Source organism: Alkalimonas cellulosilytica (assembly GCF_036325985.1).
GTDB classification, from domain to species: domain Bacteria; phylum Pseudomonadota; class Gammaproteobacteria; order Enterobacterales; family Alteromonadaceae; genus Alkalimonas; species Alkalimonas cellulosilytica.
Window position 1 is genome coordinate 208,948 of sequence record NZ_JAUHLI010000008.1, and the last position, 7,197, is coordinate 216,144.

Consider the following 7,197-nt stretch of genomic DNA (forward strand, 5'->3'; position numbering starts at 1 on the left):
AACGACTATAGCAATAGCGTCATAAAAATTTCATCGTTTAAACCGGACAGCCTGACGTTTTCAGTCAAAGACTGATCTGCTGTCCCTGAGCAGCAATATCCACAGCCAAACCAAGCGCCGTCATTTCTTGCTGCAGCACCTGTTGCGCTTTGCTTTCGCCATGCACTAACCAGAATTTTGGCTGCCCGCCAATGGCCTTCGCCCACTGCAATAACTCACTTTGCCCGGCATGGGCGGAAAAACCTCCTATGGTATGAACTTTGGCTTTGACCACAATATCCTGGCCGAACAGCTTAATACGTTGCTCGCCGTCAACTAAGCGTCGCCCCAAAGTACCTTGCGCCTGAAAGCCAACAAAAATCAAATGATTGGAGTTTTTCCATAAGTTGTGCTTAAAGTGATGCACAATACGGCCACCATTACACATACCACTGCCGGCAATGATGATGGCGCCTTGTTTAAAGCGGTTGATGGCCATAGAGTCTTCGACCGTTTCCGATAGCTTCAGGATCGGTAGAAACGACGCCAGATCGCGCACATTCTGCTGCTTCAAAATCCTGGTATCATCCGGATCCATGCTATGAAAAAAGCGGTCGTAGATCTCGGTAATGCTAATGGCCATCGGACTGTCCAAAAACACAACTTTTTGTTTGAGTTTGCCCTGATGGTACAACACGCCCAGGTAGTACAAAATCTCCTGTGAGCGACCAAGCGCAAAGGCTGGGATATAGACATTGCCGCCGGCCTCGTAGGCCGCATCGAGCGCTGCCGCAAACTCGGCGACAGTGTGCTCCACATCCTGATGATTACGATCGCCATAGGTACTTTCCATCAATACCACATCAGCATGTTCAATCTGCGTCGGATCGTGCATCAGCACGGTAGCAGGATTGCCCAAGTCGCCGGAAAATACCAAATGCCGCATGCCTTGTTTGCCCTTGAGCCAAAGCTGCACAATGGCAGAGCCCAAAATATGGCCGGCATCGTTAAACTCCAGCTCCAGCCCTGGCATGGGTACCAAGCGTTTGTTGTAAGGCTGCGGTTCGCATAAGTCCACCACCCGCTCAGCGTCGTTTAACTGCATCACCGGCTGGATTTCTTTCTTACCAGCCCGGGCAGCCCGCCTGTTCTTCCACTCCAAATCTTTTAAATACAAGTGCACCGAGTCTTTTAACAGTACCGGCAGTAATTCAGCGGTGCCTTTGGTGCAGTAAATCTTACCCTGAAAACCTTTCGCCACCAGTAAAGGCAATAAACCACTATGATCGATATGGGCATGCGATAAAATCACCGCATCGATGTCTTTTGGCCGAAATTTAAAGCGGAACTTGTGCCACTCACGAATTTGATCGCTGCCTTGCACCATGCCACAGTCGAGTAATAGTTTCTTGTTGTTTAACTCCAGTAAATAGCAAGAACCGGTCACTTGCCCGGCCCCGCCGATAAAGGTGAGTTGTGCATTAACTGGCATTGGGTTCTCCTGGTTTAGTTTGGCTAGGCACGATCTCTTGTTGCTGCTCATAATAGTGCTGGATCTGACCAACACCCAACATGGCCTTGGTTAAATGGTGGTCGAAACGGCGTAACTCAGCCAAGCGCAGCAACCACTCGCCGCCATGACCGCTGTGTAAAGCCACGCTTAATTGTGCTGGCGCTACCAGTTGCTGTTTTTGTGCTGCACGCCAACGGCTAATGTCCCGGTACAAGGCAGAAATCTGACCGGTTCCGGCCGGTAAATCCAATGCAGCTAACTGACGCCAGAACTCGGCTTCGAGCCGAATGCCGGCACGATCATGTTCAAAACGATGCTCCAGCTGCGGCAGCATTTGCAATAAGAGCTCGACCCTGAGTTGACTCTTCGCCAAAGCATTCAACAAATCGGACTCGGCAGAGTGCAGTGGCTGTTGACCTAACTGGCTGCTGAATTGAGCAATGGTACGTTGCGACTGACGCAACTCATCCAATACAGATTGCTCCATCGGTTTATGGTCCATACTGCCAGCCAAGCGGCAAAGCTGCTGCAAGACATGCTGCTGCTCCATGGTTAATGTTTTCAGAGCAAGTGCGGGAATTGCCAGACTGGACTGATCCAGCATCCGCAGTCGATCACTGGGCTGACGGCGGAAACGGCCATTTAACCACAGCACCAGCCGGTCACTGATCGGCCACATCAACAGCACCCCAAGCACGTTGAATAAGGTATGAAACAAGGCCAGACTAAAAGCGGCATGGTGCACATCAAATAACAATTGCTGCAACCACAATAACAACCACAGCAAAGGCTGCAGTAAAATCAATGCGACAACAGCAGTGATGACATTAAAAATAACATGCAGCATAGCCAGCCGCTTGGCCTTGGCGGTGGCAGCCAAAGCAGAAAGAATGGCGGTCGAGGTAGTGCCCAGGTTAGAGCCGATCACAAAAGCAGCCCCCAGGCTAAGAGGTACCACCCCACTGGCAACAGCAGTGATCACCAAGGCAATGACCGCCGCCGAAGCTTGCATCACCGTAGTAAGCAATGCGCCAATCAGCACTGCCAACAACAGTCCAAGCCAGCCGATACCCACCAACCAGCCAAACTCGATATTGACAAAAGCTGCATCAAAGCTGTCTTTTAACAGGCCAATGCCCAAAAACATCAAACCAAAACCCGCCAAGCCCTGACCACTGCCTTGCCAGCCTCGCTGTTTAACAAACGACTTGACCAGGATCCCTATCCCAATCAGCGGCAGGGCGAGCGCATCGATTTTAAATTGCAGACCAACCAGAGCAACAAACCAACCGGTAAAGGAAGTCCCGACATTGCTGCCATAAATGACATAAGCGGCATTGCGCAGTGACAACAGGTTGGCGTTGACAAAGCCGATGGTGGTGACCGTCACCGCCGTAGATGATTGCACCGCCACTGTGGTAACAGTGCCAATCAGTAAGCCATGCACAGGTTTACCAGTCCAGCGCTGCAAGCCCGTTACCAGATTATTACCGGCCGCCTTTTTCAGGCCGAGTGTCATCCACTCCATACCGAGCAAAATAAGGCCAAGGGCACCAAGCGCCATTAATCCATCGGTCATCATCTTGCTGCTACAATCCTTTTGGTGGTGATTGCGTCATTGTGACACAGTTCAATGCCAGTTAATCTTAGTTTAAATCAAAGCAGGTTGCATTCTTCACGGCAATTGCTTGTTTAAAAAACAACCACTTATCAGGAGCCACTATGTCAAACTCCCACCACAATGCCTTACATCGCCGGCATTTTAACAGTGCCCAGGACTCGGTCGACGCCATCAGTCAATTGCAGGATCATGCGTCCTACCGGCTGGCTTTTGCAGACCATAGTTTTTTGTTGCAGGATGAGCTTCGTCATGTGCGATTGCAATTGGAGTATTTAAAGCCGCAACTGGTGCTGGAGCAACATGGTATCGATGCTACCCTGGTGGTATTTGGCAGTGCCCGCTTTAAGGCTCCCGAGGATGCCAAAAAAGCTCTGGCTCAAGCAGAAACCGCCCTTAGCACCTCGCCTGAAGACATCAAACTGCAACAGGCAGTACAACAAGCCAGGCGCGATCTGAGCAACAGCCGCTATTATCAGGCTTCGCGGGATTTTTCCTATTTAGTTGCCGAGCACAGCCAGCGCAGGCCGGAAGAGCAACTGACCATTATCAGTGGTGGTGGTCCTGGTATTATGGAGGCAGCAAACAGGGGCGCGATGGAAGCAGGCAGTGCCAGCATTGGCCTGAACATTGTGCTACCGAAAGAGCAACACCCCAACCCTTACATTACCCCGGAATTTTGCTTCCAGTTTCACTATTTTGCCATTCGCAAGATGCATTTTTTGCAGCGTGCCCGCGCATTGGTTGCTTTCCCGGGTGGCTTTGGCACTTTGGATGAGCTGTTCGAAACCCTGACTTTGCTGCAGACCAAAAAGGCCGAAGCGGTACCGGTGATTTTGTACGATGAGACGTTTTGGCGGCGTTTAATCAACTTTGATTTACTGGTAGAAACCGGGGTAATCAGTGCCGCCGATCTGGAGCTGATTCGTTTTGTCGATTCACCGCAACAAGCCTGGCAGGTGATCCGTGATTTTTATCAACTGACAGACATCTAAGTCCAGTAAGCTTAGCTTCTGCCGTCAGTCGCTTTTTGCAAAAGTTGCCGGCTTTCATCCAGAAACTGACCAGCAAGCTCACCAAAGAAGGCTTTGCCTTTTGTAAACTCAGCCATCAGCGCCGCTTTATCGGCGCTTTGCACCAGGCCAAGCACCTGCGAAAAACGCTGCAGATAGCGTTCAAGCAACTTGGAGGTTTGGGCCGATGATAGCATAATATCGGCGTACAACTCGGCATTTTGTGCAAATAAACGGCCGATCATAGCCAGCTCCAATCGATAGATGGGTGAGCTCAATGCCAGTAACTCTTGCAGATCTGCCTGCTCTTCTGCCAAATGAACGCCATACACCAACGACGTAAAATGGCGCATGCCCTGGATCAACTGCATGCGTTCATCGTGCAGTTGGGCACTTTGCTCTACCAGCTCAGCACCCCACACCACCAGTTGCTGCCGTAGCCAATCGCTTTTTTCGGTAAAACGGCCATCACAGACCACGATCACCTGCTTCACCAGATTACTCACATCCGGGCCAAACATCGGGTGCAGCCCAAGCACAGGGCCAGCATGCTTTGCCAGCATACACACCAGTGGTTGTTGTTTAATGCTGGTGAGATCCGCCAGTACACAATCGTCAGGCAATTCAGGCAGCTGTGCAATCAACTGACACGTCAGCGTAATGGGGGTGGCCATCAGCACCAGCGCAGCATCCTGACACAGCTGCGGCGCTTTGGGCCAATCACCGGCTTCCAGTACTTCAACCTGATAGCCAGAGCGCTGAAACAAACTGACAAAACGGCTGCCAAGGGCCCCGGCACCACCAACCACCACTACTTTGCCGCCGCCTGGCCGGCAACAGACAAAGCTGTGTTCCTGCGTTTGATAGGATTCACGCATCACCCGGCGCAGTACATCCTCGATCAGCTCTGGCGATAAGCCATGCCGCACTGCTTGCGCCCGCCTGGCTTGCAATAAAGCCTGCTCGCGTGCTGGCATGTAGACGGGTAAGCCAAACTGTTGTTTCACCCGTCCTACTTCGGCAGTAACCTCAGCACGCCGCGCCAGCAGTTGCACCAACTCGGCATCAATCGCATCAATTTGCTGGCGCAAAGGCGCAAGCGCCTGCTGCTCCGGTGTTTGGTTCATGCCGCAGCCACCAGTGTTTGCATGCGCAGATGACAGTCTGCCAGAAGCTCGGCCGTGGTCTGCCAGTCAATGCAGGCGTCTGTTACGGAAACCCCATACAAAGGCGCTTTACCATCCACAATATCCTGACGACCGGCATGCAGATGACTTTCCAGCATAATGCCAATAATGGCAGCATTGCCAGCCTGTCGCTGGGCAATCACATCTTTGGCAACCAGACCCTGGCGATTATGGTCTTTATTGGAGTTGCCATGGCTGCAATCCACCACAATGGCGGTGGCCAAATCCAGTTTATTCAACGCCGTCACCGCTTCAGCCATGCTGGCAGCATCATAATTCGGCTTCTTACCGCCGCGCAGAATAATATGGCCATCCGGGTTGCCCTGGGTTTCTACCAAAGCGACTTCACCACGTTGGTTCATACCAATGAACCGATGTGGGCTGGCCGCCGATTGCAGGGCATTTAATGCAATGCTCAGGTTACCGTCGGTGCCATTTTTAAAGCCAACCGGCATCGACAGGCCGCTGGCCATCTCCCTGTGGGTCTGAGACTCCACCGTACGGGCGCCAATGGCGGCCCAGCAAATCAAATCCGACATGTATTGCGGGCTGATCGGATCCAGCGCTTCAGTAGCGGTTGGCAATTCCATCTCAATCAGTTTTAACAGCAATTCACGCCCCCAGGTGAGGCCGGTTTCCAGATCGAACGAGTCATTCAAATGCGGATCATTGATAAAACCTTTCCAACCTACCGTAGTACGCGGCTTTTCAAAGTACACCCGCATCACAATGTAGAGGCTGTCACTGTAACGCTGCTGCAACTCTTTTAAACGTTCAGCGTACTCCAGCGCAGACACCGGATCATGAATAGAGCAAGGCCCGGTCACGACCAGCAAGCGGGGATCGCGGCCATGAATAATATCGGCAATGGTCTGGCGCGATTGCTGCACAAACACAGCCCCCTGCTCGGAGAGCGGTAAAGCTTGTTTCAATACATTGGGTGGGCTTAAAGGCCTTTCTGCGGCAATACGCAGATCATCAACACGGGTGGTCATTGCAGTAGCTCCTGAAAAAGCACCCTTAAGTGTATGGCAGGCTTGACCATATTGCCGTCTGATCGGAGCAGGCGACATCAGCCGTAAACTTAAAGATACATTATGTACTTAATTAATTACAGAAAGCCAGTGTAACCAGATAGCAACGCAAGTTCAACCCCAGCAAAGCCATTATTTGCAAGGCATAAGCAAAATCATCACGACAAACAAATCGTAAACTTTGTTATACAAACAGGTAATGGGAAGCAGTCACTTACCGCAATTTTGCGCTAAGCTGCTGATAGGCCAGTCGGATCCGGACAAATTGCTCAGCATCACCGCCTCGATCCGGGTGATGTTTTAATGCCAGGCTGCGGTATTGCCGCTTTAACACCGCTAACGGGCACGGCCAGCTCAGCTGCAATAGCTCACAGGCCTGCTGGTGACTAAATTGCGGTGTGGCCACCGCCCTGCTGGCAAACTGCAGCCAGAAATCATCCAGTTGCTGCGCCAGAGTGGCTGCGTCCATCCGGTAAAAATTTTGCCAATTCAGATAATACTGTGCCCGACCCTGATCCTGGGCCGATAGCTGCTGGCCCTGATAGGGTAATAGCTCGGCTTTGGCCAGGCCAATGTCCAGCCAGGCCACTTCATCGGCCAGCCATAGCTGCTGAATGCAATACAACAAATGCTGTAATACGAAATGACGCTGAAACAACGCGTGCTGCGGATCCTCGGGCGCATTGGTCAGCTGCAGGCCCAGACGCTGCAACAACTGCTGTTCAGTCACCATGCCACTGCTTTGCAGCAGAATGGTTTCCAGTTGCCCTTGCAGTAACTGTAATTGTGGGGTAGGAAGCGGTGCTTGCATAGCAACACAGTGCCAGAGCCCTGGTGCCTGTGCAAGTCTGAT

The 7,197-nt window shown here is 51.8% G+C and carries 6 protein-coding genes; 1 reads left to right on the top strand and 5 read right to left on the bottom strand.

Going from position 1 to position 7,197, the window contains the following annotated elements:
- Nucleotides 1–64 precede the first annotated feature (64 nt).
- Both QWY20_RS09945 and QWY20_RS09950 read right to left on the bottom strand, forming a co-directional pair.
- Nucleotides 65–1,471, bottom strand: a complete 1,407-nt coding sequence (locus tag QWY20_RS09945; RefSeq protein ID WP_330128863.1) for an MBL fold metallo-hydrolase — start codon at nt 1,469–1,471, stop codon at nt 65–67.
- On the bottom strand, nt 1,461–3,074 hold the full coding sequence (locus QWY20_RS09950) for a Na/Pi cotransporter family protein (RefSeq protein ID WP_330128864.1): 1,614 nt from the start codon (nt 3,072–3,074) through the stop codon (nt 1,461–1,463). Before QWY20_RS09950 ends, QWY20_RS09945 begins: the two co-directional genes overlap by 11 nt.
- 140 nt (nt 3,075–3,214) lie before the next feature.
- Here QWY20_RS09950 and QWY20_RS09955 point away from each other — a divergent pair, with 140 nt between their 5' ends.
- Nucleotides 3,215–4,105 carry an LOG family protein gene (locus tag QWY20_RS09955; protein WP_330128865.1) on the top strand — a complete coding sequence of 297 codons (891 nt, stop codon included), beginning with the start codon at nt 3,215–3,217 and terminating at the stop codon, nt 4,103–4,105.
- A gap of 11 nt (nt 4,106–4,116) precedes the next feature.
- Here the strand turns inward: QWY20_RS09955 and tyrA are convergent, their stop codons facing one another.
- From tyrA to QWY20_RS09970, 3 genes are all read right to left on the bottom strand, one after another.
- The gene (tyrA, locus tag QWY20_RS09960; RefSeq protein WP_330128866.1) at nt 4,117–5,250 is read right to left on the bottom strand and encodes a bifunctional chorismate mutase/prephenate dehydrogenase; all 1,134 of its coding nucleotides are present in this window, start codon (nt 5,248–5,250) and stop codon (nt 4,117–4,119) included.
- Nucleotides 5,247–6,305, bottom strand: a complete 1,059-nt coding sequence (locus QWY20_RS09965) for a 3-deoxy-7-phosphoheptulonate synthase (protein WP_330128867.1) — start codon at nt 6,303–6,305, stop codon at nt 5,247–5,249. The genes tyrA and QWY20_RS09965 overlap by 4 nt, the downstream gene beginning before the upstream one ends.
- Before the next feature lie 253 nt (nt 6,306–6,558).
- Nucleotides 6,559–7,197 (bottom strand): DNA-J related domain-containing protein (locus QWY20_RS09970; protein WP_330128868.1); only part of this gene is annotated, 639 nt, incomplete at its 5' end.